Below are 23,151 nucleotides of genomic sequence, written 5' to 3'. Positions count from 1 at the left end.
CCCATGGACCGTCCGCACCCCCGCCCGTCCTCCGCGACACCCGCCCGCCCGACCGCCCGCCCGTCGACCGCTCACCCGGCGGACGCTCACCCGGCGGACGCCCGCCCGACCGCCCGCCCCGACGCCCGCCCGTCCGCCCGGCCGGTGGCCCGCCGCACCCTGCTCGCCGCCTCCGCCGGGGCGGTCGGAGCCGTCGGAACCCTCGGCCTCGCCGCCTGCTCCCCGGGCCCCGCGGGCACCCCCTCCGACGCCGCGGCCACCGCCTCCGCCACCCCGCGGCGCGGCGGCCGGCTGCGCGCCCTGTTCGCCGGCGGCGGCGCCAACGAGACCCTCGACCCGCACCTGGTCAACCTGTTCGCCGACGCGGCCCGCGCCAAGGCGCTCTACGAGAAGCTCGCCGACTCCGGCTCCGACCTCGCCGCCGTCCCCCGCCTCGCCGCCGGCTGGGAGCCCAACGCCGGCCTCGACACCTGGACCGTCCGCCTGCGCGAGGCCGCGTTCCACGACGGCCGCCCGGTCACCGCCGCCGACGTGCTGTTCAGCTACCGCCGGATAGCCGATCCCAAGCGGGCGTTCCGGGCCAGGGCCTCCCTCGAACCGGTCGACCTCGCCGCCAGCCGCGCGCTCGACGCCCGCACCGTCGAGTTCCGGCTCAAGCGCCCCTACGCCGAATTCCCCAACGTACTGGCCGCGTTCGGCGCCTACGTCGTCCCGGACGGCACCGAGGACTTCCGGCAGCCGGTCGGCTCCGGCCCGTTCTCCTTCGTCTCGTTCAAGCCCGGCACCTCGCTGCTGGTCCGGCGGTTCGACGGCTACTGGGACGGCGCACCGCACCTCGACGAGCTGGAGATCCTCGGCGCCGCCGAGGAGTCCGCCCGCGCCAACGCCCTGCTCGCCGGACAGGCCGAGTACGCGCACGAGTTGACCCCCGCCACCGCCCGCGCGCACGAGCACGGCGGCCGGATCGGCATCGTGCGGCTGCGCAACAGCGCCATGCAGGGCTTCGTGATGAAGACCGACCGGCCGCCCTTCGACGACGTCCGGGTCCGGCAGGCCTTCTTCCTCATCGCCGACCGGCGGGAGCTGGTCGACGGCGCCCTCTCCGGCGCCGGCGAGATCGGCAACGACCTGTTCGGCAAGGGCGCCCAGTACTACCCGGCCGGACTCCCGCAGCGCACCCAGGACCTCGACCGGGCCCGCGCCCTGCTGCGCGAGGCGGGCGCCGAGGGCCTGAAGGTCACCCTCGACACCTCCCCGGTCGCGGCCGGGTTCGTGGAGGCGGCCGGCATCCTCAAGGAGCAGGCCGCCAAGGCCGGCGTCACCGTGGAGGTCAAGGTCGGCAACAAGGACACCTACTGGAAGGACATCCTGGACGGCGGCGTGTTCGCCTCCTACCGCTCCGGCGCGCTGCCCATCGAGTCGCACATCTCCCAGCGGCTGCTGTCCGCCTCCACCACCAACGCCACCCACTGGCGGCGCCCCGACTTCGACGACCTGTACACCCAGGCCCAGTCCACGGCCGACCCGGCCGCCCGCGCCGCCCTCTACGAGCGGATGCAGCGCCGGCTGTACGACGAGGGCGGCTTCCTGATCTGGGGCTTCGCCGACTGGATCGTCGGCACGGCGCAACGCCTGCGCGGGGTCTCCGCCGAGGCCCCGGCCAACACCCTCGACTGGGCCAGGTTCGACAAGGTCTGGCTGGCATGACGACGCCGCTGCGCGGCTGGGCCGGGCGCCGGCTGCTGCTCGGCGCCGGGCAGATCGCGGCCGTCCCGGTCCTGGTCTTCGCCCTGACCGAGGCGCTGCCCGGCGACGCCGCCGTCACCATCGCCGGGGACGACCCCGATCCGGCGCGGATCGCCGCGGTCCGCGCGGCGCTGCGGCTGGACCGGCCGGCGGCGGAGCGGTTCGCCGACTGGGCGGGGGAGTTGGCCCACGGCGAACTCGGCAGCTCGCTGGTGAGCGGTCGCCCGGTCGCCGGCTACCTCGCCGACGGCCTCGCCCCGACCCTCCTGCTGGCCTCGCTCACCCTCACCCTGCTCGTCCCCACGGCGGTCGGCCTCGGCATGCTCGCCGCCCGCCGCGAGGGCGGCCCGCTGGACCGCGTCATCAGCACCGCGACCCTCGGGGTGTACGCGGTACCGGAGTTCGCGCTCGGGGTGCTGCTCACCGCGGTCTTCGCGCTCCGCCTCGGCTGGCTGCCGCCGACCGCCGTCGGCGGTGTCGGGCAGCAGCCGGCCGTCCTGGTGCTGCCGGTGGTGGTGCTGCTGGCCCGCCCGGTCTGCTCCGTCGCCCGTCTCGTCCGGGCCGGCCTGATCGAGGCGATGGCCGCCCCGTACGCCGTCCACGCGCTGCGCTGCGGCGTCCCGCCGACCCGGGTCCGCTGGACGCACGCCCTCCCCAACGCGCTCGCCCCGGCCGCCCAGCAGCTCGCCCGCACCGCCGACTGGCTGCTCTGCGGTGTGATCGTGGCCGAGGCCCTGTTCGTGATCCCCGGCCTGGGCACCGTCCTGCTGGACGCCGTCGCCGCCCGCGACGTCCCCGTGGTGCAGGGCCTCGCGGTCCTCTTCGGTGTGGTGACGGTCGTCCTCAACCTGGGCGCCGACCTGGTCGCCCGCCGGCTCGCCCCGCGCGCAGAGGTGGCGGTGTGACGGGCGCCCGCCCGGCTGCCGCCGAGCCGCCCGCCGGGCCACCCGCCGCCGGGCCACCCGCCGCCGCGCCGTCCCAGCCGAGCCCGCCGCGGCCCGGGCGCGGCCGCGGCACCGGGGGAGGTGACGGCGTGGGGAAGTACGCGCTCGGCGCCGCCCTGATCGCCGTGCCGTTGTTGCTCGCCCTGGTCGGACCGCTCGTCGCGGGGGAGCCGGGGCCGCGCGGGGTGTCGTTCACGGCCGGCGGCGGGCACTGGCTGGGCACCGACTTCACCGGCCGCGACGTGTGGCGCCAAGTCCTGCTCGGCGGTCGGTCGGTGGTGCTCGTGGCGCTAGCCGCGACGGTCCTCGCCTACGCGCTGGCGCTGCCGCTGGCGCTGGCCGCCGCGCTGACCGGGAGGACCTGGGTGGAGGAGCTGCTGTTGAGGCCGCTGGACGTGCTGATCGCCGTGCCCTCGCTGCTGCTGGTGCTGCTGGTCGCCACCGCGCTGGAACCCGGTCCGGCCGGGCTCGCCGTGCTGGTCGGGGCGGCGGCGGTGCCGGACGTCGCTCGGGTGGTCCACGCGGCGGCGGTGGAGGCGGCGGCCCGGCCGGTCGTGGAGGCGCTGCGGCTGCACGGGGAGTCGTGGTGGCGGATCGCCCTCGGCCAGGTCGCCCGGACGATCCGCCGTACGCTCGCCGCCGACGCCGGCACCCGGCTGGTCGGCGCGCTGTACCTGGTCGCCACGGCGGCGTTCCTCGGGGTCGGCGTGCAACCGGACGCCGCCGACTGGGCGGTGATGGTCGACCGCAACCGGCCGGGGCTCTTCCTCCAGCCCTGGGCCGTGGTCGTTCCGGCGCTGCTCGTGGCCGGGCTCTCCACCGGCACCAACCTGCTGTTCGACGCCGCCCTGCACCGGGCCGGCGGGAAGGGAGCCCGGCGGTGACCGGACCGGTGCTGGTGAGTGTGGACGGCCTGGGGGTCGCGGTCGGCGCGCGGGTGCTGGTGGACGGCGTCAGCCTGCGGGTCCGGTCCGGCCGGGTGACCGCGCTGGTCGGGCCGTCCGGCAGCGGCAAGACCACCACCGCGCTCGCCCTGCTCGGCGTGTACCCGGACGGCGCGCGGGTGACCGGTGCGGTGACCGGCGGCGTCGCACCCGGGGACGCGGTGCGCGTCGGCCACGTGCCGCAGCACCCCGCCACCGTGCTCAACCCGGCCCGCCGGGTCGGCGTGCTGCTGCGCGACCTCGCCCGGGTGCACGGCGGCGGCCCCGAGGCCGTCCGCCGGGTCCTGCTGGACGCCGAACTGGCCGATGTGGAAGGGGTGTTGCGGCGGTTCCCGCACCAGCTGTCCGGCGGCCAGCAGCAGCGCGTGGTGCTCGCCCAGGCGCTGCTGACCGGGGCCCGGGTGATCGTCGCCGACGAGCCCACCACCGGACAGGACCCGCGCACCGCCGCCCGGGTGACCGCCCTGCTCGGTCGGCTCGTCGCGCGCGGCACCGGACTGCTCCTGCTCAGCCACGACCTGCGCACGGTAAGGGAGTTGGCCGACGAGGTGGTGGTCCTGGAGGCCGGCCGGGCGGTGCGGACCGGCCCGCCCGCCGAGGTCCTCCCGGCGGTTCCGCGACCGGTTCCGCGAGTCCTGCCGGTTGCGTCCGCCTCGGCCGCGCCGTCCGCGCCGTCCGCGCCGTTCGTCTCGCCCGCTCCGCCCGCTCCGCCCGCTCCGTCCGCTCCGCAGGTTCCGGCCCGGCCGGGCCGCCCGGCACCGGGGCCGGTCCGCCTGTCCGTCACCGGCCTCACCGCCCGGCACCCCGGCGGCGTGACCGTGCTGCACGGCATCGCGCTGACGCTGCGGGCGGGGGAGTGCCTGGCCCTGGTCGGCCGCTCCGGCAGCGGCAAGACCACCTTGGGGCGCTGCCTGGCCGGGCTGCACCCGCGCCACGACGGCGCCGTCCTCCTCGACGGCGAGCCGTTGCCGCGCAGCGTCCGGCGCCGGGGCCGGCGGCGGTTGGCGGCCGTCCAGTACGTGTTCCAGGACGCCAGGAGCGCGTTCGCCGACCACCGTCCGGTCCTCGACCAGGTGGCCCGGGCGGCCGTCCGGCTCCGCGGCCGCTCACCGTCCGCCGCCGCGGAGGAGGCCCGGAGCCTGCTGGCCGAGCTGGGACTGGACCCGGCGAAGGCGGCCCGCCCGCCCGCCGGGCTCTCCGGCGGCGAGCTGCAACGGGCTGCCCTGGCAAGGGCGCTGGTGGCCGACCCGGCGGTGCTGATCTGCGACGAGATCACCTCCGGACTCGACGCCGGCACCCGGGAGGCGATCCTCGCCCGCCTCGCGGAGCGGCGGGACCGCACCGGCCTCGCACTGCTCTTCATCTCCCACGACCCGGCCGCCGTCGGCGCGCTGGCGGACTCGGTCGTCACCATGGCGGAGGGCAGGCTGGCCACCGCCGGGCCCGTCCCGGCGACGCAGTGGACGGAGTGTCAGACCCCTGGGCTAACGTCACCGGCATGAACACCGTGACCGCAGCTGTTCCCGCCCCCGAGGCACTCGCCGCACTGGTCGACGTCCTGGCCGCCCGGGCGGCGGGCGACCGCGGCACGCCCGGTCCGGACGCCGCCACCCTCGCGGAGACGGCCCGCCGGGCGTTCGCCGCCGAGCGGCCCGGCCCGCTGCCCGACCACTGGTGGCTGGCCGTCCCCGGCGAGACGTACGAGGCGGCGTTCGCGGTCCTCGGCCTGCACGACCGGATACCCGTCACCGTCCGCTACGGCCTGGCCGCGCAGGAGGACGACGAGAAGTACGCCCCGGACGCGGTGCACCGGGTGTTCGTCACGCCCGAGTACGCGGGCTGGCGCCTGATCTACGCCGAGTCGCCGCTGCGGGAGACGACGTGGTGGCCGCACGAGGTCGTCGAGCGCCTCAGCGCCGCCTGCGGCCGGGCCCAGGTCTTCTTCCAGGACCCCTTCGCCGACTCCGTCATCTGGGCTGCGGCGGAGCAGGGCACGCTGGTCCGCGGCTACTGGCGCGGTGAGGACCAGGAGTGGACGGGCGAGCCGCTCGCCTGGGAGCCGCTGCCCGGTTCCGGCGGCGTGGGCGGTGGCGCCGGCGAGGAGGCGGAGGAGTACGACCCGGACGAGGACGAGGACGAGGACGACTTCGACGGTGCCGAGCCCAACGCCTCCCGGGTGCAGTCGATCGGCGTGGCCGCGGCGGGCCTGTCCGTCGACCCGGCGGCCATCACCGCCGAGACCCCGGTCCGCGGCCACGGCTGGCTCGCCCTCACCGCTCCGGGAGCGGGCCACGACGGCTTCGAGCGGGACCCTCTGCTCTGACCCGCGCTTCCGTCCACCGCCGACGCCCGTGGGAACCACGGCCCGCGGGGCACCGTCCGGCCCGCCGCCCGGCGTGGCCGGACTTCGGCACGCCCGGCCGCGGGGGCGTGCGCCCGGACCTCCCGCCTCCCACCCCGGACCCGCGCCCGCACACGCGCCGGTCCTGCGTGCCGTGCCGTGCCGGGGTCGCCTCGTCGGCCTAGGCTGAACTCGCCCGGGCGGCCGGTCGGCCGTGGGAGTCGGGAGGGGCCCGGCGGCCGGGACCAGGAGGTGCGCGATGGGCAGCGGTGAGGCAACGGCCACGGTGCGCTGTGTAGCGGCCGTTCCGTGCTGGGTGAGCCTGGTGGCGCGCGATCTCGACGCGGCCAAGGCGTTCTACGGGCCGCTGCTGGGCTGGGAGTTCGAGCCGGCGCCGGACCGTTTCGGCCCGTACGTGCACGCGGTGACCGGAGGGGAGGCGGTCGCCGGGCTCGGCGTGGCGGGCGGCGGCTGGGCCATGCCCGTCGCGTGGACGAGCTACTTCGGCACCGAGAGTGCCGACGCCGCCGCCGACGCGGTCCGTGAGCGGGGGGCGACACTCGCCGTCGGCCCGCTCACCTTCGACGCGGGGCGGGTCGCGTTCGCGGCCGACCCGGCGGGCGCGGTGTTCGGGATCTGGGAGGGCCCGCCGGGCCGGGCGCGGCAACTGGACCTGCCGGGCGCTCCGGTCTGGATCGAGCTCCGCACGCCCGACCCCTTCGCGGCCGCGCTCTTCTACGGCGAGGTGTTCCGCTGGGACGGCCGGGACCCGGAGCGTTTCGAGGTGCGCTGGGAGCACGACCGGGTGGTGCTGCGGGCGGAGGGGCACAGCGTCGCCGCCCTCGCCAGGGAGCAGGCGGGCGGCGCGGCGGGGATGCCCCCGCACTGGGAGGTGTCGTTCTCGGTGCCGGACACCGATGCCGCGCTGGCCAGGGCGGAGGCGCTGGGCGGGGCGGTGATCGGCCCGGCCTTCGACTCGCCGTACGGGCGGGTGGCCCGGCTCCGGGACCCGGAGGGCGGCCGGTTCGCGGTGATCAGCCCGAAGCGCTGAGGCGGTGCGGCGGTCGCCGAGCCGACCCTGAGCCGACCGCTGAGCCGACCGCTGAGCCGATCGTCGCGGCGGTCGCCGAGCCGGTCGCCGGGGCCGGTCCTCCGGGTCACGGCCCGGCTTCGGCGACCTCCGTCCGCGCGGCCCGCAGCCGTTCGGCGAGCGCGGCGCGGGCGTCGGCCGGCAGTGCCTTGCGGGCGGCCGCGTAGAGCTGCTTCTCCTCCGTTGCCAGGTGTCGGCGGAGCAGTCCCGCGAGCCCCTGCAGCAGGGTGCCCGTGGTCGGGTCTCCGGGCGGGAGTCCCTGCAGGTCGGAGAGGTACTGGCCGATCGCGAGGTGGTCGTGGATGCACCGGAAGACCAGCGCACCGCCGTCGGGTACGTCGTGCTGGACGACCGGGAACAGGTGCTCCTCCTCGGCGGCGCAGTGGCTGAACAGCAGGTCGGTGAGGAGCCCGACGGCCTCGTCGAGCGCCCCGGACGCCTCCGCGGCTCCCCCACTCGCCGCACTCCCCGGGGGGCCGGATGCCGCCGCCACCTCGGACGGCTCCGCCGTCCCTGCGGCCGCGTCCGCCGTCCCTGCGGCCTCCGGTGAGGCCTCCGACGCCCCGGAGGGCGGTTCGAGCCCGGCCTCGATCCGGGCGAGCAGGTCCTCCACCGCCCGGTGCTCCGCGGTGAACTCGTCCAGGATGTCCGGCCTGCGGCTCATGGCGCACCCGCCTCCCGTCCGGTCTCGTCCGGTCTCGTCCGATGTGTCCCGACACCTCCAGTATCCGGCGTCGCGGTACGCACCCGGGTGCCCGTCCGGCGACGGAGCAGGTCAGGGGCGAGACAGGGCGAGACAGGGCGGGACAGGGCGGGACAGGGCAGCGGAGGGCGGGGGAGGGGACGGCGGGAGCGGCGAGGCCGCGGTCCGGCGGGTCAGGGGCGGTCCCGCCGCCCGGTGAGGGCGAGCAGGCGGGTCTGCGGGGCGGCGTCGGCCGGGACGGGGAGCGGCGGGTCGAAGAGGCCGCTGCCGGAGAGGTCCCCGTAGCCGGTGTACTCGCCGAGCGCGAAGTCCACCAGCCCGGCGGGCAGCCGGGTGCGGCGGTGGATGCCCTCGGCGAGGTCCCAGGTGTGCACGACGGCGTCGGCGGTGAGCTGGTCCAGGTAGTACCGGCCGGAGACGTCGCCGAAGGAGAGGTGGACGGTGAGTTCGGTGGCGCCGGGCACGGCGAACGCGTCGCGGGCGGCCTCGGCGGCGGCCGTCCACGTGGCGACCGGGTCGGTGCCGAGCACGTCGCCGTCGAACCGGCCGCCGACCTCCGGGACGGTCGAGCCCATCAGCAGCTCGGGCACCCAGAGCTGCTCGGCGGTGAGGTGGTTGACCAGATCCCGGACGGACCAGTCGGCGCACGGTGTGGGCGCGTCCCACTGGTCGGGGGTGACCAGTCGCACACGGTCGCCGAACGCGGTGAGGGCCTCGGCGTACGGGGTGTCCGGCCGGGCCGCCTTCCGGTGTTCCCTGCGGTGAGCCATGTCTCCACCCTGCCCTCCGGAGCTCCGCCGCGCGCGCCGGTGGCCCGCCCCGGGCTCCCTCCCGGGCGCCCCGCCGGGCTCCCGCGCTGGTTCCCCGCCGGGTTGCCGCGCCGGATTCCCCTGCCGGGCCGGGTGGACGTGCCCCGCCCCGCCCCGCCCCGGCGCGCACCTCCGTACGCCGGTCTACACCACTTCTTGACTCGCCCACGCCAAATCTCCCCGGTCAGGCTGGTTGTTCAAATTCAAACTTCCAGGTACGGTCGAACAGCGCTGGTTCGAATTTGAACAAACCAGCTTCCTCGACCGACCCCCCATCGATGGAGACGCGCATGCCGAGCAGCAGCCCGAGCACGACCGCCCCCACCACCACCTCCGCTTCGGCCCGGGCGATCCCCGAGTCCGGAGTGACCTCACCGCACGCCTACGACGTCGGCCTGTTGCTGCTGCGCGTGGTCCTCGGCCTGACCATGGCCGCGCACGGCAGCCAGAAGCTGTTCGGCTGGTTCGGCGGCGGCGGTATCGACGGCACCGGTCAGTTCTTCGACATGAGCGGTTACCCGGCGCCCAAGGCCATGGCCGTCGTGGCCGGCCTCACCGAGGTCGGGGGCGGGCTCGCGCTCGTCGTCGGCCTGCTGACCCCGCTGGCCGCCGCCGCGATCCTCGGCACCATGCTCAACGCCCTCGCCGTCACCTGGAGCAGCACCTTCTTCGCCGCCAAGGGCGGCAGCGAGTACGAGCTGCTGCTGATCGCCGCCTCCGCCGCGCTCGCGCTGACCGGTCCCGGCCGCTACGCCGTGGACCGCTACCTGCCCGTGGTGCGCTCGCACCGACTGCTGTACGGCGCGGCCGCCGTCCTGGTCGGGCTGGTGACGGCGGGCGTGGTCCTGCTCGTGCGCAAGTGACGGACCCGTACCGCGGCGGCTCGCGGGCGTGCACCCGGAAAACGGGTTGCGAGGCCCGGAGCCGCCGGGTTTCAGTAGGGGCCGCCGGTCGACGACCGGCGGCCCCTCGCCTGTCCGCGGCCGCGTCCGCGACCGGCGGTGGTCCCCTGCGGCGTGGTGAAAGTGGTGGGTTTGTGCCCAGGTCGACAGCGAGCGCTCTTCGTACGCCCCGGACGGAGCCCGCATCGCCCGGACCGGCCGCCACTCGGCCGGTCTGATCCGACCGCGGCTCCGCCTCCGGGGCGGACGGACGGCGCTCGCCTCATCCCGAGCCGACCGGTCCGACCGCATCCCGCAGGGAGCCACCCGACGTGTCCCGACGACACCGCAAGCACCACACCGACCACCTCGACGCCGATGACCTCGACGCCGACCATCGCGCAGCCGACCACCGCGCAGCCGACCGCCTCGAAGTCGACCGCCTGGAACTCGCCTCCGAGTACGCGGAGTTCCACGCCCACGCCCACCCGGAGCGGTCCGGCCGCCGCACCGGCCGGCGGTCCGGCGAACCGGCGGGCCGCACCGCGGAGTCCTTCCGGTGCCGCAACTGCCACCTGGACGTGCCGATGCGCGCGCCCGGCACCGTGCACCGGAACCACTGCCCGAACTGCCTGTTCAGCCTGCACCTGGACGACCGCGTCCCCGGCGACCGGGCGTCCGAGTGCCGGGCCCGGATGGAGCCCATCTCGATCTCGGTGCGCGGCGCCGGCGAGTGGGTCATCATCCACCGCTGCACCGCCTGCGACGAGTTGAGCGCCAACCGGGCGGCCGGTGACGACAGCCCGCTGCTCCTGCTCCGGATGGCGACCCGGCCGCTGGCCCAGCCGCCGTTCCCGCTGGAGCTCCTGGCCGGCCTGTAGGGCGCGCACCCCGGCCGGGTGTGCGGGACTCCCTGACGCCCCGCCACAGCGCCGCCCGCCGGGGCCTCTCCGGAGCCCCGGCGGGCGGGGGTCCGTCACTGTCGGACTCGCCACGGCCGTCCGCGAACGGAACACCCCATCATGGGCGCGGCCGTTCGGTTTTCGTCCGTTCCGAGGCCTTCCCCTCGTCATGTGATGTGTGCCATTGTACATGTCACACTCCCCACCGGTGCTCGACGGAGCCGCCCCACGGCGCCGCCGCAACGGTCCTCACCCCCCCACAGGCCGCGCCCCCAACGCGGCTGACCAGGCCCGGAGGCCCCCACGTGAGAGCCGCACGCCCTCTGCACCAACTACCCCACATTGCCAGGCTGTTGACGCTTGCCCTGGCGCTGCTCCTGTCGTTCGGCCTGTTCGCCCCGCGCAGCCAGGCCGCCCCCGCCCCGGCCTCGCCGCAGCCCGGCGGCGGCTCGCCCGCGGCCTCGGCCGCCCCCACCGACCCGGCCCCCCAGCCGGCCATCGGTGAGACGCCCGACGACCACGGCAAGAACCGGCCGGTGCCCGCCCGCGAGCGCGCCCCGTTCTCGACCACCGTGCCCGACCGGGCCGACGGCCAGTCGAAGGCCGCCAAGGACACCGCGCTCGCCAAGAGCTTCGGCGAGAGCGCGGCCGCCGCGGCCGCCGAACAGCCCTGCAACGTGTCCGACTTCACCGGCCGGAGCGGCACCGCCCTGGTCCAGGCGATCAAGGCCGCCGACCTCGGCTGCATCAACAGCCTGTTCGTCCTGACCGGCGGCGACGCCAGTGGGGCCTTCCGCGAGTCCCAGATGACCTCCGTGGCGTACGCCCTGCGCGACAACGCCGCCAACTACCCGGGCGACAACACCACTTCCACCGCCCAGCTGGTGCTCTACCTGCGCGCCGGCTACTTCGTGCAGTGGTACCACCCGGCCGACGTCGGCACCTACGGCACCGCCCTGCAGACCGCGATCCGGTCCGCGCTGGACGGCTTCTTCGGCAACTCCCACTCGCGTGACGTCACCGCCGCCAACGCCGCCACGCTCGGCGAGGCGATCACCCTGATCGACAGCGCCCAGGAGAACACCCGCTACATACCGGTCGTCAAGCGGCTGCTGAACGACTACAACGCCGCCACCCACAACCCGGCCGGGATGGGCAACGCGCTCAACAGCGTCTTCACCGTGCTCTGGCGCGGCCACCAGACGACGGGCTTCGCCGCCGCCGTCCAGGCCGACCCGAGCGTGCTCGACGCGCTGTACTCCTTCGCCTCCGCCAACAACGCGCAACTCGGCGGCGACTACAGCTTCCTGGTGTACAACGCGACCCGCGAGCTCGGCCGCTTCCTGAAGTACGAGCCGCTCCGGGCCAAGGTCCGGCCGATGGAGAAGGGCCTGGCCGACCAGTCCGCGCCGTCCGGTCGCACCGCCTACCAGTGGGCCGCCGTCGCGGAGATGGGCGAGGCCTTCGACCCGGGCAACTGCTCGTACTACGGCACCTGTGACTCGGCCAACCGGCTCAAGTCGGCCGTCCTGACGGTCAACCACACCTGCAGCCCGAGCATCCGCATCCTCGCCCAGGCCCTCGACGCGAGCCAGCTCGCCACCGCCTGCTCCAGCCTGACGTCCCAGGACGCCTACTTCCACACGGTGGCGAAGGACAACGGCCCGGTGGCCGACGACCGGAACACCACCATCGAGGTCGTGGTCTTCCACTCCCGGTTCGACTACGGGGTGTTCGCCGCGAGCATCTACGGCATCGACACCAACAACGGCGGCATGTACCTGGAGGGCAAGCCCGCCGAGGCCGGCAACCAGCCGCGCTTCCTCGCCTACGAGGCCGAGTGGGCGCGCCCCGACTTCCAGATCTGGAACCTCAACCACGAGTACACCCACTACCTCGACGGCCGGTTCGACATGTACGGCGACTTCAACGCCGGCATGACCACCCCGACCGTCTGGTGGGTCGAGGGCTTCGCCGAGTACGTCTCCTACGGGTACCGCAAGGTGTCGTACGACGCGGCGATCTCCGCCGCCGGTCAGCACACCTACAAGCTCTCCACCCTCTTCGACACCACCTACAACAACTCCGACTCGGAGCGGGTCTACCGCTGGGGCTACCTGGCCGTCCGCTACATGCTGGAGCAGCACCGCAGCGACATGGACGCCGTGCTCGCCAAGTACCGCTCCGGTGACTGGGCCGGTGCCCGCACCTACCTCACCAGCACCATCGGCACCCGCTACGACGCGGACTTCGACCGCTGGCTGACCGCCTGCGCCGCCGGCGCCTGCAACACCCCCACCCCGGGCAACCAGTCGCCCACCGCCGCCTTCGGCACCGCGATCGGCGAGCTGGCCGTCACCTTCACCGACCGCTCGACCGACCCGGACGGGACGATCACCGCCCGCGCCTGGGACTTCGGTGACGGCACCACCGCCACCACCACCAACCCGACCAAGTGGTACACCAAGGCGGGCACCTACACCGTCACGCTCACGGTGACCGACGACAAGGGTGCCACCGCGACCGCCCGGCAGAACGTCACCGTCGCGGGCCTGCCCGAGTGCTCCGGCGCCGACGTCCGGCAGCTGGACAAGAACTGCCGCCGCAGCAACCTCGCGGCGACCACCGGGAACTACACCCACTTCTACCTGTACCTGCCGGCCGGGGTGAAGCAGCTGAAGCTGACCAGCACCGGCGGCACCGGCAACGCCGACCTCTACTACAACGCCGGCAGCTGGGCGTACACCAACGCGTACACCGCCCGGTCGGTCAACGCCTCCAACAACACCGAGACCCTGACCATCACCAACCCGCCCGCAGGCTACGTGTTCGTCAGCCTGTACGCCCAGCAGGGCTTCTCCGGGGCGAACATCAAGGCCGAGTACTGACGGTCGGCCAACGGGCCAACAGGCCAACCGGCCAACAAGCCGACAGGCCGACAGGCTGGCCGGCGACGGCTGACGGCCGCCGGCGACGACCGAGCGGCTGACGGTCGAGGACCGAGCGGCCGGCCGCGACAGGAAGGCTGACCGGGTGCCCCCGGCGGTGCGCGAACGCGCACCGCCGGGGGCACCCTTCCGTCCGGGGCCTACGCCCCGACCCGGACCAGTGCCAGCGTGATGTTGTCCGGGCCGCCGGCCTCGATCGCGGCCTTCCAGAGGGCGAACGCCGCCCGCCCGCCGGCCCGTCCGGGCTCCTCGTCCGGGCGGTCCACCAGGGCGAACAGCTCGTCCTCCGGCAGCGGATCGGTCAGCCCGTCGCTGCACACCAGGTACCGGTCGCCGGTGGCGAGCGGCGCGCAGCGCACGTGCGGTTCGACGAAGGTGAGGCCGAGCGAGCCGCCGAGCGACTGGGTGACCATGGCGGTGGTGCGCCGGCCGGGCGGCAGCGGCGGGCTGTCGTCCACGCTGACCCGGCGCAGCTCCGTCGCCTCCACCCGGTAGACCCGGCTGTCGCCGACGTTGAAGACCACCGCCCGGTCGGTCAGCAGCACCACGCCCGCGACGGTCGTCCCCATCGCGGCCAGCTCCGGCTCGTCGGCCGCCGCCGCGTACACCGCCCGGTTGCAGGCCTGGAGCGTCTCCCGGACGCTCTCCTCGCCGTCGAGGTCCGGTCCGGCGGCCGCCAGCCGCCGGGCGACCAGGGCGCTCGCCACCTCGCCGCCGGGGTGGCCGCCGAGGCCGTCGGCGACCGCCACCACGCACGGCGGGCCGAGCGGGAAGAGCATGGTCTGCGGGTTGGTGGTCACCGTCGCGCAGAGGGTCCACGGCCCGACGGTCAGGCTGTCCTCGTTCCGCTCCCGCACCAGGCCCTCGTGGCTCAGCGCGCTCACCTCGATGTAGGCCGTCATCGGTTCGCCGTCCTTCCGGAGTTCCGGCCCGGCCACTTCCGGCTCCTCCCATTGTCGCGCGCGGGGCCCGCTCCGGCCGGGCCCGCCCGAAGGTATTGCACTGATCGATCCAAAAAGCTACGGTGCTGCCATGGCGAGACCGCGCACCTTCGACGAGGACCGGGCGCTGGACGCGGCGATGCACGCGTTCTGGGCGAACGGCTACGAGGCCACGTCCACGCAGGACCTCTGCGCGGCGACCGGTCTCGGGCGGAGCAGCATCTACAACACGTTCAGCAGCAAGCACGACCTGTTCAAGCGTGCGCTGGCCCGCTACATCGACCTGATGACCATCCCGCAGATCGCCCTCCTGGAGGACGCGGAGCTGTCCCCGACGGAGCGGATCCGTGCCCTGTTCGAGCGGGTCGTCGACGGTGAGTTCGCGCTGCGCCCGGAGGGGCGCAGCGTCGGCTGCCTGACCGTGAACACCATCGTCGAACTGGCCGGGCGCGACCCGGAGGCGGCCGCGATGGTGGCCCGCGACCTGGAGATCCGGCTGGTCGCGCTCCGGGCGGTGCTGGCGGCCGGGCAGCGGTCGGGCGAGATCGCCTCGCGGCGGGATCCGGGCGACCTCGCCCGGTTCCTCAACGCGGTGATCGGCGGCATGCGGGTCGCCGCCCAGGGCGGGGCCGACCGGGCCGCCCTGGAGGCCGTCGCCGCGACCGCACTGGACGCACTCGCTCCCTGACCCTGCCGGAAGGGCGGGTGCGCCCGCTCTTCCCCTCTCTCTCAACCGAGTCCGACCCCGAGTCCGACCCCCCGAGTCCGACCCCGCCCCGAGCCCCCGAGTCCCCGAGCCCCTCGGTCCGTGTGCGCTCGGTCGAACGTGTGCGCCGGCGACCGGAGTTCCGGCCCCGGTCGCCGATGGTCTCGGCCTGCCGTGATTTTGAACTGATTAATCCAAAACGGACCTGCGAACGGATCCGTCCACACCACCCCGGGAGCACCTTCCATGCCACGTGCCGTGTACGTCCTCGCCCTCGGCATCTTCGCGATGGTGACCAGCGAGTTCGCGGTCGCCGGGCTGATGCCGCAACTGGCCGAGGGTCTCGACGTCACCGTCCCGCAGGTCGGCTACCTGATCACGGCCTTCGCCGTCGCGATGTCCGTCGGGGGCCCCTTCCTCACCGTCGCGCTCCTGAGGGTGCGTCAGAAGCACGCGCTGATGCTCGTGTTCGCGATATTCCTCGTCGGCAACGTGCTCGCCGCGACCGCCTCCGGGTATCCGGTCATGCTGGCGGCCCGGGTGGTCACCGGCGTCGCCGCGCAGGCCTTCTTCGGCGTCTCGATCTCGCTCTGCGCCCAGCTCGCCCGCCCCGAGGTCCGCGGCCGGGCGATCGCCGTCGCGATGAACGGACTGATGCTCGGCACCCTGCTGGGTCTGCCGCTGGCCACCGTGATCGGGGAGCACCTGGGCTGGCGGGCCGCGTTCTGGACGGTGGCCGTGCTCACCGTGGTCGCCGCGCTCTGCACCCTCGCCGGCGTGCCCGACGTGGACCACGCCGAGGGCGGCGGCTCCGTCCGATCCGAGCTGGGCGCCTTCCGCAACCCCCGGCTCTGGCTGGTCTTCTCCACCAGCACCCTGGTCATCGGCGCGACCTTCGCCGCGTTCAGCTACGTCAACCCGATCCTCACCGAGGTCACCGGGTTCTCGACCGGGTCCGTCCCGCTGCTGCTGGTCGCCTACGGAGCGGCCACCGTCGTCGGCAACACCGTGGTCGGCCGGTTCGCCGACCGTCACGCGCTGCCCGTGCTGGCCCTCGGCCTGGGGCTGAACGCCCTCTTCCTGGCGGGCTTCGCGATCTTCGCCCACCTTCCGGTGCCGGCTGTCGCGTTCCTGCTGGGCGTCGGCCTGGTCGGCGTCACCATGAACCCGGCGATGGTCTCCCGGGTCCAGCGCACCGGCAACGCCCGCCCGCTGGTGAACACCGTCCACTCCTCCTTCATCACCCTGGGCATCATCCTCAGCACCTCGTTCGGCGGCCTCGCCATCGACGCCTGGGGTCTGCGCGCGCCGCTCTGGCTGGGTGTCGCCCTGGCTGTCGCCGGCCTGCTCACCCTCGTCCCGGAGGCCCTCGGCGCCCGCCGCGAAGCCCCCGCCCCCGCCCCCACCTCGGTCTCCGCCTCCGCCCCCACTCCCGCCCCGGCGGCGAGCGCCGCCGACCGCACCCCCGAGCCCGTGTAGCGGGCCGCCCCAGGCGCAGGCGAGCGGACACGGAGGCGAGTGGAGTCGCAGGGGCGGAGGCGTGGGCGAGCGGGGCGCCGGGGCCGGCGGGCGGGGGTGTCCGCCGGGCCCGGTGTGCAGTCACGGACAAGGGTCCGGGCACGGAGGGGAATATCGCCGGGGCGGCCGGTGCTAAGGTGGTTGAAACTTTGACGATCGGATCCTGAAGCCGGGATTCACCAGGAGTGTGGTGAGCAGCATGCAGTTCGGAATCTTCACCGTCGGCGACGTCACCCCCGACCCGACCACGGGCCGCACCCCGAGCGAGCACGAGCGGATCAAGGCCATGGTGGCCATCGCGCGCAAGGCCGAGGAGGTGGGCCTGGACGTCTTCGCGACCGGCGAGCACCACAACACGCCGTTCGTGCCGTCCTCGCCGACGACCATGCTCGGCTACATAGCCGCGCAGACCGACCGCATCATCCTCTCCACCTCGACCACCCTGATCACCACCAACGACCCGGTGAAGATCGCCGAGGACTACGCGATGCTCCAGCACCTCGCGGACGGCCGGGTGGACCTCATGATGGGCCGCGGCAACACCGGCCCGGTCTACCCGTGGTTCGGCAAGGACATCCGCCAGGGCATCCCGCTCGCGATCGAGAACTACGCGCTGCTGCACCAGCTGTGGCGCGAGGACGTGGTGGACTGGCAGGGCCGGTTCCGCACCCCGCTGCAGTCCTTCACCGCCACCCCGCGCCCGCTGGACGGCGTCCCGCCGTTCGTCTGGCACGGCTCGATCCGCAGCCCGGAGATCGCCGAGCAGGCCGCCTACTACGGTGACGGCTTCTTCGCGAACAACATCTTCTGGCCCAAGGAGCACTTCCAGAAGCTGGTCGACCTCTACCGGCAGCGCTACGCCCACTACGGGCACGGCACGGCCGAGCAGGCGTACGTCGGCCTCGGCGGCCAGGTGTTCATGCGGAGGAACTCGCAGGACGCGGTGCGCGAGTTCCGCCCGTACTTCGACAACGCGCCGGTGTACGGGCACGGGCCCTCGCTGGAGGAGTTCACCGACGAGACCCCGCTCACCGTGGGCAGCCCGCAGGAGGTCATCGAGAAGACGCTGACCTTCCGCGAGTCCTTCGGCGACTACCAGCGCCAGCTGTTCCTGATGGACCACGCCGGCCTGCCGCTGAAGACCGTTCTCGAGCAGCTGGACCTGCTCGGCGAGGAGGTCCTGCCGGTGCTGCGCGCGGAGTTCGCCAAGGGCCGCCCGGCGGAGGTCCCGGACGGGCCGACGCACGCGGCCCGGGTCGCGGCCGAACTCGCCGCGCAGGGTGAGCGGCAGGCGCAGCAGGAGCAGCACGAGACCACGGAGGTGTCCAAGTGACCGCGTACCGGCTGGTGGTGGTCAGCGCCGGGCTGAGCAAGCCGTCCTCGACGCGCCTGCTCGCCGACCGACTGGCGGACTCGACGGTCCGTCGGCTCGGCGCCGCGGGGCGGCCGGTGGAGGTGACGGTGGTCGAACTGCGCGACCTCGCCACCGACATCGCGCACAACTTCGTCACCGGCTTCCCCGGTGCCGCGCTGCGCGGGGCGATCGAGGCGGTCACCCGCGCGGACGGGCTGATCGCGGTGACGCCGATCTTCGCGGCCTCGTACAGCGGGTTGTTCAAGTCGTTCTTCGACGTGATCGACCCGGACGCGCTCACCGGCAAGCCGGTGCTGATCGCCGCCACCGGCGGCACGCCCCGGCACTCGCTGGCGCTGGAGCACGCCGTCCGCCCGCTGTTCAGCTACCTGCGTGCGGTGGTCGTCCCGACGGCGGTGTACGCCGCCACCGACGACTGGGGCGCGGCGGGGGACGGGCTCACCGACGGCCTCCCCGGGAGGATCGACCGGGCGGCCGGAGAGCTGGCCGCACTGTCGGGCGGCCGCGTCCCGGCGGCCCGGCCGGAGCCGGAGGGCCCGGAGCGGGCCCCGGTGGCCGAGGCCGTGGTGCCGTTCGCCGAGCAGTTGGCGGCCCTGCGGGTCTGAGGCCCGAGCCGGCGCGGCGCCGTCCCAGGTGCGGGCGCGGGTGCAGGCACGGCACAGGCACGGCACGGGGGGAGGGGCGGGTCCGGGAACGGGCCCGCCCTTCCGCATGCCCGGGCCCGGTCCCCCTGGCCGGCCCCGCCGGGCTCCGCGCCGCTCACACCGCCCGCGCGGCGTACGCGCCGCTCACACCGCCCGTGCGTCGTACGAGGCGCGGGCCGCCGCGATCTCCCGCTGGTGCGTCTCCGTCCACGACACCAGCGACTGGATGGTGGCGTGCAGCGTCCGCCCGAGCGGCGTCAGCGCGTAGTCCACCCGGGGCGGCACGACCGGGTGGACGGTCCGCTCGACCAGGCCGTCCCGCTCCAGCTGGCGCAGCGTGACGGTCAGCATCCGCTGGCTGACCCCGTCGATCTCCCGCCGCAGCTCGGTGAAGCGCAGCGAGCGGCGGTCGAGCAGCGCGATGACCAGCAGCGACCACTTGTCGGCGATCCGGTCGAGGATCTGCCGGACCTCGCAGTCCTCCCGGGTGTCCCACTGGAACGCGTCGTAGCCGTCCTCGGTACCCGTGCAGTGCGTCGGTAACTTCGAAGTGCCTTCTTCCACGCCTCCTGATGCTGCCTCAGGATGGCAGTGGTTACAAGAGGGAACCGACCGGCCGAACAGGAACCGCACCGCCGTCGCCCTCGCCTCCCCGCGTACTCCCAGGAGAGCTCCGTGTCCGTGTCATCAGCCGTGCCCGAAAGCGGAAGCCGGTCCGGAACCGGCGGCCCGGCCACCGCCCCCGAACCGTCGGTCACCGCCCCCGAGGCCCCGGCCACCGCCCCCGAACCCCCGGCGCCGTCCCGCTTCGGCGGCCGGGAGGCCGCCGTGCTCCTCGTGCTCTGCGGCGCGATCTTTCTGGAGGGCATCGACGTCGCCATGCTCAACGTGGCGCTCCCCTCGATCCGCGCCGACCTGGGCATGAGCACCGGCTCGCTCAGCTGGGTGCTGAGCGCCTACGTGCTCGGCTACGGCGGCTTCATGCTGCTCGGCGGCCGGACCGCCGACCTGCTCGGCCGGCGCCGGATGTTCCTCCTCTGGCTCACCGTCTTCGTGCTCTTCTCCGGCCTCGGCGGCCTCGCCACCGAGGGCTGGATGCTGATCCTCGCCCGCTTCGTCACCGGGCTCTCGGCGGCCTTCATGACCCCCGCCGGCCTGGCCGTGATCACCACCGCCTTCGCCGAGGGGCCCCGCCGCAACCGCGCCCTGCTGGTCTACGCGGGCACGGCGGCGGCCGGCTTCTCGCTCGGACTGGTGGCCGGCGGGCTGCTCACCGCGGTCAGCTGGCGCTGGGTCTTCTTCGCCCCCGTCCTGCTGGCGGGCGCCCTGCTGATCGCCGCGCTGCCGCTGATCCCGCGCGACGAGGTGCCCGCCCGCCGCTCCGGTGAGCGCTTCGACCTGGCCGGGGCCGTCACCGCCACCGGCGCGATGCTGCTGCTGGTCTACGCGGTGGTCCGGCTCGGCGAGCCCGGTGCCGGGGCGCTCTGGACGGTGGCCGCGCTGGCCGGCGGCCTGGCGCTGCTGGCCGCCTTCGCGGCGATCGAGCGGCGCTCCGCGACGCCGCTGGTCCGCCTCGGCATCCTGCGCTCCGGACCGCTGCTGCGCGCCAACCTCGGCGCGCTGCTCTTCGCCGGCTCGTTCTTCGGCTTCCAGTTCACCGTCACCCTCTACCTGCAGGACCTGCGCGGCTGGTCCTCGCTCCAGACCGGCCTCGCCCTGCTCGCCGTCGGCGTGGACGCGGTGCTGGCGCCGACCCTCACGCCGAAGCTGGTCGAGCGGTTCGGCAACGCCCGGGTGATCCTCGGCGGCTTCTGCCTGGCGGCCGTCTCGTACGCGCTGTTCCTGCCGGTCGGGCTGGACTGGACGTACCCGATGATGTTCCCGACCATGATCCTCACCGGACTGGCCTTCGCCCTCGCCTACGGGCCGCTCACCATCGCCGCCACCGACGGCGTCGCCGAGGAGGAGCAGGGGCTGGCCGGCGGGCTGCTCAACACCTCCTTCCAGTTCGGTGCGGCGCTCGGCCTCTCGGTGGTGACCACCGTCAGCCTGGCGGCGACCGGCACCGACGGCACCGCGCAGGCCGGGCTGGACGGGTTCCGCGCCGCCCTGGTGGTACCGGTCGTCGCGGTCGCGCTCGGCGCGCTGGTCACCGCGTCCGGCCTGCGCCGCCGCGGCCGCGGCTGACCTCGCACCCCCGGGCGGAGGCCCGGGAGGCCCGCAGCGGACGGCCCCTCCGTCCGCTGCGGGCCTCCCGCGTTCGGGGCGGCGGCCGTGCCGGAATGTCCGCTCTGGGGTGTAATCGTACGGACGATCAGACCCCGGAGACCGGAGTCCGCCATGCCCTCCGTGCCGCCCCCGTCCGCCGACCGCCTCCCGTCCGCGGACCAGGCGCCGCCCGCCGATCCGCCCGCCGATCCGCCCGACGCGCAACCCGTCCTCACCCCGCTCACCACCGCCGCGATCTTCCTGGTCCTCACCGTCGACCCCGGCGGCGAGCAGGCCGTCCGCGCGCTGCTCCCCGACCTGGCCGGCCTGCGGCGCGCCGTCGGCTTCCGGGCCCCCGACGCGGGCCTGACCTGCGTCACCGGCATCGGCTCCGACGCCTGGGACCGTCTCTTCGCCGGTTCCCGGCCGGCCGCACTGCACCCCTTCCAGGAGGTGGCCGGAGCCCGCCACCGCGCCCCGGCCACCCCCGGCGACCTGCTGTTCCACCTGCGGGCCGCCCGGATGGACCTCTGCTTCGAACTGGCCGGACAGCTCACCCGCAGGCTCGCCGGGGCCGCCACCGTCGTCGACGCCGTCCACGGCTTCCGCTACTTCGACGACCGCGACCTGCTCGGCTTCGTCGACGGCACCGAGAACCCCGAGGGCCGGGCGGCCGCGGCCGCCGTCCGGATCGGCCCCGAGGACCCGGAGTTCGCGGGCGGCAGCTACGTGATCGTGCAGAAGTACCTGCACGACCTGGACGCCTGGAACCGGCTGCCGGTCGAGGCGCAGGAGCGGGCGGTCGGCCGCACCAAGCTCACCGACATCGAACTCGACGACGACTCCCAGCCCGCCGACTCGCACGTCTCCCTGACCTCGATCACCGGTCCGGACGGCGAGGAACGGCAGATCATGCGGTTCAACATGGCCTTCGGGTCGTTCGGGGGAGGCGGGGAGTTCGGCACCTACTTCATCGGCTACGCGCGCAGCCCGGAGGTGACGGAGGAGATGCTGCGGAACATGTTCGTCGGCCGCCCGCCGGGCGCGTACGACCGGCTGCTGGACTTCTCCACCGCCGTCACCGGGACCCTCTTCCACGTGCCGACCGCGGACTTCCTCGACGACCCGCCACCCGCTCCGGCGGCCGCCGGGACCCGCGCCGACACCGCCGCCCCCGCACCCACTTCCCCGCCCGCCCCCGCCGCCCCCGCCGTCCTCGATGGCTCGCTCGCCATCGGCAGCCTGAAAAGGACCCCCGCACGATGAACAACCTGCACCGCGACCTCGCCCCCGTCTCGGCCGCCGCCTGGGAGGAGATCGAGGAGGAGGCCCGGCAGACCTTCAAGCTGCACGTCGCCGGCCGCCGCGTGGTCGACGTCGGCGGCCCCGAGGGCCCGGCGCTCGCCGCCGTCGGCACCGGCCACCTGACCGCCATCGACCCGCCCGCCGACGGCGTCCTCGCGCACGCCCGCGAGGCCCGCCCGGTCGTCGAGCTGCGCGTCCCCTTCACCGTCTCGCGCGAGGCCGTCGACGACGTCGAGCGCGGCTCCCGCGACTCCGACTGGCAGCCGGTCAAGGACGCGGCCCGGGCACTCGCCCGCGCGGAGGACCGGGCGGTCTTCGAGGGCTACCGGGCGGCCGGGATCGAGGGCATCCGGGCCGGCGCCTCCAACCCGCCGGTGCCGCTCCCGGCCGACGTCCGCGACTACCCCACCGCCGCCAGCCAGGCCCTCACCGCCCTCCGCCTCGCCGGGGTCGGCGGCCCGTACGCCCTGCTCCTCGGCGCCGACGCGTACACCGCCGTGAGCGAGACCTCGGACCACGGCTACCCGGTGGCCGCCCACATCGCCCGCCTGCTCGACGGCGAGGTCATCTGGGCCCCCGCCATCGAGGGCGCCTTCCTGCTCTCCACCCGCGGCGGCGACTTCGAGCTGGTCCTCGGCCAGGACGTCTCCGTCGGCTACCTCTCGCACACCGCCGACACCGTCGAGCTCTACCTCCAGGAGTCGCTGACCTTCCGCCTCCTCACCGCCGAGGCCGCCGTCGCGCTCGGCGCCCCCGGCGCCTGAGGGCAGGGCCCGGGAGCCGGGCCTGGGATCCCGGGAGCCGGGTCGCCGGCGTGCTCCGGAGGGGCAAAGGGTACTGAGTTCCTTTACGAGGGGTACTGAGTGCCGTATTCTCTCGGGAGAGCCTCTGACACCAGTCGAAGAGAGCCGACAGGGCATGCCGGTCCAGGTGGCGCGCGCCGCACGCGGGGCGCGGCGCGCCGGACTTGGCACTCAGTACCCTCGGCATGACCTGAGGCCATGGACCAGTGCACCCGTACCAAGTGCACCCGTACCAGGAGAACCGCTCATGAGCTTGAGGATCGTTGTCTGTGTGAAGTACGTGCCGGACGCGACGGGTGACCGTCGTTTCGCGGACGACCACACCACCGACCGGGAGGGCGTG

Annotated in this window: 20 protein-coding genes and 1 pseudogene; 17 read left to right on the top strand and 4 right to left on the bottom strand. The window is 74.6% G+C overall.

Features of this window, described 5'->3' with window-relative positions; translation table 11 throughout:
* The first annotated feature begins 3 nt into the window (after window positions 1-3).
* The 6 genes from AC067J_RS37310 to AC067J_RS37285 all read left to right on the top strand — a co-directional run bounded on the left by AC067J_RS37310 (window position 4) and on the right by AC067J_RS37285 (window position 7,026).
* A complete protein-coding gene (locus tag AC067J_RS37310; RefSeq protein WP_478307009.1) occupies window positions 4-1,707 on the top strand; it encodes an ABC transporter substrate-binding protein in 1,704 nt (567 codons plus the stop codon).
* Entirely contained in the window at window positions 1,704-2,651 is a 948-nt protein-coding gene (locus AC067J_RS37305; RefSeq protein WP_478307007.1) for an ABC transporter permease, read from the top strand. Before AC067J_RS37310 ends, AC067J_RS37305 begins: the two co-directional genes overlap by 4 nt.
* A gap of 128 nt (window positions 2,652-2,779) precedes the next feature.
* Entirely contained in the window at window positions 2,780-3,574 is a 795-nt protein-coding gene (locus AC067J_RS37300) for an ABC transporter permease subunit (RefSeq protein WP_478307005.1), read from the top strand.
* Window positions 3,571-5,136 carry an ABC transporter ATP-binding protein gene (locus AC067J_RS37295; RefSeq protein WP_478307003.1) on the top strand — a complete coding sequence of 522 codons (1,566 nt, stop codon included), beginning with the start codon at window positions 3,571-3,573 and terminating at the stop codon, window positions 5,134-5,136. Before AC067J_RS37300 ends, AC067J_RS37295 begins: the two co-directional genes overlap by 4 nt.
* Window positions 5,133-5,957: a hypothetical protein gene (locus AC067J_RS37290; protein WP_478307001.1), complete on the top strand. Its 825-nt coding sequence runs from the start codon at window positions 5,133-5,135 to the stop codon at window positions 5,955-5,957. Before AC067J_RS37295 ends, AC067J_RS37290 begins: the two co-directional genes overlap by 4 nt.
* A gap of 343 nt (window positions 5,958-6,300) precedes the next feature.
* Window positions 6,301-7,026: a VOC family protein gene (locus tag AC067J_RS37285; RefSeq protein WP_478307000.1), complete on the top strand. Its 726-nt coding sequence runs from the start codon at window positions 6,301-6,303 to the stop codon at window positions 7,024-7,026.
* A gap of 106 nt (window positions 7,027-7,132) precedes the next feature.
* Here AC067J_RS37285 and AC067J_RS37280 read toward each other — a convergent pair whose 3' ends face one another.
* Both AC067J_RS37280 and AC067J_RS37275 read right to left on the bottom strand, forming a co-directional pair.
* Window positions 7,133-7,729, bottom strand: coding sequence for a hemerythrin domain-containing protein (locus tag AC067J_RS37280; protein WP_478306998.1), 597 nt, complete (start codon window positions 7,727-7,729; stop codon window positions 7,133-7,135).
* Window positions 7,730-7,941: 212 nt separating this feature from the next.
* A complete protein-coding gene (locus tag AC067J_RS37275; RefSeq protein ID WP_478306996.1) occupies window positions 7,942-8,538 on the bottom strand; it encodes a TIGR03086 family metal-binding protein in 597 nt (198 codons plus the stop codon).
* A 329-nt stretch (window positions 8,539-8,867) separates the two neighbouring features.
* Here AC067J_RS37275 and AC067J_RS37270 point away from each other — a divergent pair, with 329 nt between their 5' ends.
* The 3 genes from AC067J_RS37270 (at window position 8,868) to AC067J_RS37260 (ending at window position 13,248) form a co-directional block, all read left to right on the top strand.
* A complete protein-coding gene (locus tag AC067J_RS37270) occupies window positions 8,868-9,440 on the top strand; it encodes a DoxX family protein (RefSeq protein ID WP_478306995.1) in 573 nt (190 codons plus the stop codon).
* 350 nt (window positions 9,441-9,790) lie between these two features.
* Window positions 9,791-10,339, top strand: coding sequence for an RNHCP domain-containing protein (locus AC067J_RS37265; protein WP_478306993.1), 549 nt, complete (start codon window positions 9,791-9,793; stop codon window positions 10,337-10,339).
* A gap of 374 nt (window positions 10,340-10,713) precedes the next feature.
* Window positions 10,714-13,248, top strand: a complete 2,535-nt coding sequence (locus AC067J_RS37260) for a collagenase (protein ID WP_478306991.1) — start codon at window positions 10,714-10,716, stop codon at window positions 13,246-13,248.
* Window positions 13,249-13,448: 200 nt separating this feature from the next.
* On the opposite strand, the gene AC067J_RS37255 is transcribed toward AC067J_RS37260, so the two are convergent.
* Window positions 13,449-14,210 (bottom strand): PP2C family protein-serine/threonine phosphatase, encoded by a 762-nt coding sequence (locus AC067J_RS37255; RefSeq protein WP_478306990.1) that lies wholly within the window; start codon window positions 14,208-14,210, stop codon window positions 13,449-13,451.
* A gap of 130 nt (window positions 14,211-14,340) precedes the next feature.
* On the opposite strand from AC067J_RS37255, the gene AC067J_RS37250 reads away from it, so the two are divergent.
* The 4 genes from AC067J_RS37250 to AC067J_RS37235 all read left to right on the top strand — a co-directional run bounded on the left by AC067J_RS37250 (window position 14,341) and on the right by AC067J_RS37235 (window position 18,453).
* Window positions 14,341-14,937: a TetR/AcrR family transcriptional regulator gene (locus AC067J_RS37250; protein WP_478306989.1), complete on the top strand. Its 597-nt coding sequence runs from the start codon at window positions 14,341-14,343 to the stop codon at window positions 14,935-14,937.
* Between the two features lie 264 nt (window positions 14,938-15,201).
* Window positions 15,202-16,434, top strand: a complete 1,233-nt coding sequence (locus AC067J_RS37245; protein ID WP_478306987.1) for an MFS transporter — start codon at window positions 15,202-15,204, stop codon at window positions 16,432-16,434.
* 238 nt (window positions 16,435-16,672) lie between these two features.
* Window positions 16,673-17,806, top strand: a complete 1,134-nt coding sequence (locus tag AC067J_RS37240; protein ID WP_478307157.1) for an LLM class flavin-dependent oxidoreductase — start codon at window positions 16,673-16,675, stop codon at window positions 17,804-17,806.
* Window positions 17,803-18,453, top strand: coding sequence for an FMN reductase (locus tag AC067J_RS37235; protein ID WP_478306985.1), 651 nt, complete (start codon window positions 17,803-17,805; stop codon window positions 18,451-18,453). The genes AC067J_RS37240 and AC067J_RS37235 overlap by 4 nt, the downstream gene beginning before the upstream one ends.
* A gap of 183 nt (window positions 18,454-18,636) precedes the next feature.
* On the opposite strand, the gene AC067J_RS37230 is transcribed toward AC067J_RS37235, so the two are convergent.
* Complete coding sequence (locus AC067J_RS37230) at window positions 18,637-19,056, bottom strand: winged helix-turn-helix transcriptional regulator (protein WP_478306983.1); 420 nt, start codon at window positions 19,054-19,056, stop codon at window positions 18,637-18,639.
* Window positions 19,057-19,320: 264 nt separating this feature from the next.
* On the opposite strand from AC067J_RS37230, the gene AC067J_RS37225 reads away from it, so the two are divergent.
* From AC067J_RS37225 to AC067J_RS37210, 4 genes and pseudogenes are all read left to right on the top strand, one after another.
* Complete coding sequence (locus AC067J_RS37225; protein WP_478307156.1) at window positions 19,321-20,679, top strand: MFS transporter; 1,359 nt, start codon at window positions 19,321-19,323, stop codon at window positions 20,677-20,679.
* 153 nt (window positions 20,680-20,832) lie between these two features.
* Window positions 20,833-21,966 (top strand): Dyp-type peroxidase, encoded by a 1,134-nt coding sequence (locus AC067J_RS37220; protein ID WP_478306980.1) that lies wholly within the window; start codon window positions 20,833-20,835, stop codon window positions 21,964-21,966.
* Window positions 21,963-22,769 carry a family 1 encapsulin nanocompartment shell protein gene (locus AC067J_RS37215; RefSeq protein WP_478306979.1) on the top strand — a complete coding sequence of 269 codons (807 nt, stop codon included), beginning with the start codon at window positions 21,963-21,965 and terminating at the stop codon, window positions 22,767-22,769. The genes AC067J_RS37220 and AC067J_RS37215 overlap by 4 nt, the downstream gene beginning before the upstream one ends.
* A 286-nt stretch (window positions 22,770-23,055) precedes the next feature.
* A pseudogene (locus AC067J_RS37210) lies at window positions 23,056-23,151 on the top strand (electron transfer flavoprotein subunit beta); the annotation flags it as partial.

The sequence above is a fragment of the Kitasatospora sp. NPDC042419 genome, assembly GCF_056437345.1.
This window is presented reverse-complemented; position numbering and strand designations above follow the sequence as displayed.

Excerpts from the sequence above, each read along its gene's own strand:
- AC067J_RS37290 (WP_478307001.1), top strand. The coding sequence starts at position 5,133 with ATGAACACCGTGACCGCAGCTGTTCCCGCCCCCGAGGCACTCGCCGCA.
- AC067J_RS37220 (WP_478306980.1), top strand. The coding sequence starts at position 20,833 with ATGCCCTCCGTGCCGCCCCCGTCCGCCGACCGCCTCCCGTCCGCGGAC.
- AC067J_RS37280 (WP_478306998.1), bottom strand. The coding sequence starts at position 7,729 with ATGAGCCGCAGGCCGGACATCCTGGACGAGTTCACCGCGGAGCACCGG.
- AC067J_RS37215 (WP_478306979.1), top strand. The coding sequence starts at position 21,963 with ATGAACAACCTGCACCGCGACCTCGCCCCCGTCTCGGCCGCCGCCTGG.
- AC067J_RS37245 (WP_478306987.1), top strand. The coding sequence starts at position 15,202 with ATGCCACGTGCCGTGTACGTCCTCGCCCTCGGCATCTTCGCGATGGTG.
- AC067J_RS37305 (WP_478307007.1), top strand. The coding sequence starts at position 1,704 with ATGACGACGCCGCTGCGCGGCTGGGCCGGGCGCCGGCTGCTGCTCGGC.
- AC067J_RS37240 (WP_478307157.1), top strand. The coding sequence starts at position 16,673 with ATGCAGTTCGGAATCTTCACCGTCGGCGACGTCACCCCCGACCCGACC.
- AC067J_RS37275 (WP_478306996.1), bottom strand. The coding sequence starts at position 8,538 with ATGGCTCACCGCAGGGAACACCGGAAGGCGGCCCGGCCGGACACCCCG.
- AC067J_RS37270 (WP_478306995.1), top strand. The coding sequence starts at position 8,868 with ATGCCGAGCAGCAGCCCGAGCACGACCGCCCCCACCACCACCTCCGCT.
- AC067J_RS37310 (WP_478307009.1), top strand. The coding sequence starts at position 4 with ATGGACCGTCCGCACCCCCGCCCGTCCTCCGCGACACCCGCCCGCCCG.
- AC067J_RS37255 (WP_478306990.1), bottom strand. The coding sequence starts at position 14,210 with ATGACGGCCTACATCGAGGTGAGCGCGCTGAGCCACGAGGGCCTGGTG.
- AC067J_RS37250 (WP_478306989.1), top strand. The coding sequence starts at position 14,341 with ATGGCGAGACCGCGCACCTTCGACGAGGACCGGGCGCTGGACGCGGCG.